Below are 1,405 nucleotides of genomic sequence, written 5' to 3'. Positions count from 1 at the left end.
AGGCAATTGAAAAAAGATTGGAATGAAAAGCAGGAACAAGGATTACTGATAAAGCCCGAGCCATTCGCTCCTAGTATTTAAGCCATTTATAAAGTTCTTTCCAAGTTGGTTTTTTACCGTACATTAGAATTCCGACGCGGTAAATTTTACTTGCAAACCACACTACGCCTAGAAATGTTCCGAAAAGCAAGGTCATTGAGATGGCAATTTGCCACCAAGGCACACCAAATGGAATTCGCATCATCATCACGATTGGTGATGTGAGTGGAATCATTGAAAAAACGGTTGCCACAGTTCCGTGAGGATCGTTTATTACTGTGAAAAATCCGATGTAAACTCCTAGAATTAAAGGCATTATTATAGGCAACAAGAATTGTTGTGAATCAGTTTCATTGTCAACAGCTGCACCTATTGATGCGTAAAATGAACTATAAAGAAAATATCCTCCTATGAAATAGAAAATGAATGATATTAAAATGGTTGCTATTGGTAGATTCCATAACTCTTTGATATACATTTGAATATCGCTACCCATTCCTTTTTGAGCCATTTGCATTGCTTCTTGTGTTTGTGCTGATGATGTTGCTCCCATTTGAACTCCAAAAATAGACGACATAATGAACATTGCCGTCATACCTAGTAATGCCCAAATCATGAATTGCAAGATTCCTGCTAATGAGGTTCCGATGATTTTCCCCATCATTAATTGGAAAGGTTTTACAGACGAAATGATGACTTCAATAATACGAGACGTTTTTTCTTCGATAACGCTTCGCATCACCATATTTCCGTAGATGACGATGAACATCATAATTAAATATCCAAACGCGCCACCGATTCCGATTTTGATTTCGTTTAATCCTTTCAAAGCAGTTTCTCCTGAAGCTTTGTTTAGTTTTATAGAAACATCTGCTTTCGATTGATTGATTTTTAAGGTATCTAAACCTTGCTTTTGATAATTTTCAGCCGTAATTCTTTTAGCTATCACGTCTTCGATATCTTCAACGAACATCACGCCGGGACTATCATTAGAAACATATTGAATGTTCTTTTGAAGTGAAGTATTATCAGTAGATTTTGGAATGATTAGAAGTCCTTCATAGCTTTCGCTCATGATGCTGTCTTTTAGAATTTTTAAATCTATCTTGGATAAATTTAGGTATTTATATTCTTCATCGCTTTTAAAATCGTTAACAAATCTTCCGGTTTCGTCGTGGATTGCAATGGTTTTTAGATCGGCTTTCATTTGGCTTAAATAACCAACAAAAACTCCGATTCCGACAAATAATAACGGACTCAAAAACGTCATTACAATGAACGATTTATTGCGGACTTTGGCAATGAATTCTCTTTTTATTATTAGTAGTAGTTTACTCATATGTATTTAAATTCCAATATTTTAAAT

At 34.9% G+C, this 1,405-nt stretch carries 1 protein-coding gene; it reads right to left on the bottom strand.

Going from position 1 to position 1,405, the window contains the following annotated elements:
* Positions 1–70 precede the first annotated feature (70 nt).
* Positions 71–1,378 (bottom strand): ABC transporter permease, encoded by a 1,308-nt coding sequence (locus DIU01_RS11255; RefSeq protein WP_290834488.1) that lies wholly within the window; start codon positions 1,376–1,378, stop codon positions 71–73.
* Positions 1,379–1,405: the final 27 nt, after the last annotated feature.

This window comes from Flavobacterium sp. (assembly GCF_003525665.1).
Classification (GTDB): domain Bacteria; phylum Bacteroidota; class Bacteroidia; order Flavobacteriales; family Flavobacteriaceae; genus Flavobacterium.
This window is presented reverse-complemented; position numbering and strand designations above follow the sequence as displayed.

Bases quoted from the DNA above. Each gene is read 5' to 3' on its own strand.
- DIU01_RS11255 (WP_290834488.1), bottom strand. From the start codon at position 1,378: ATGAGTAAACTACTACTAATAATAAAAAGAGAATTCATTGCCAAAGTC.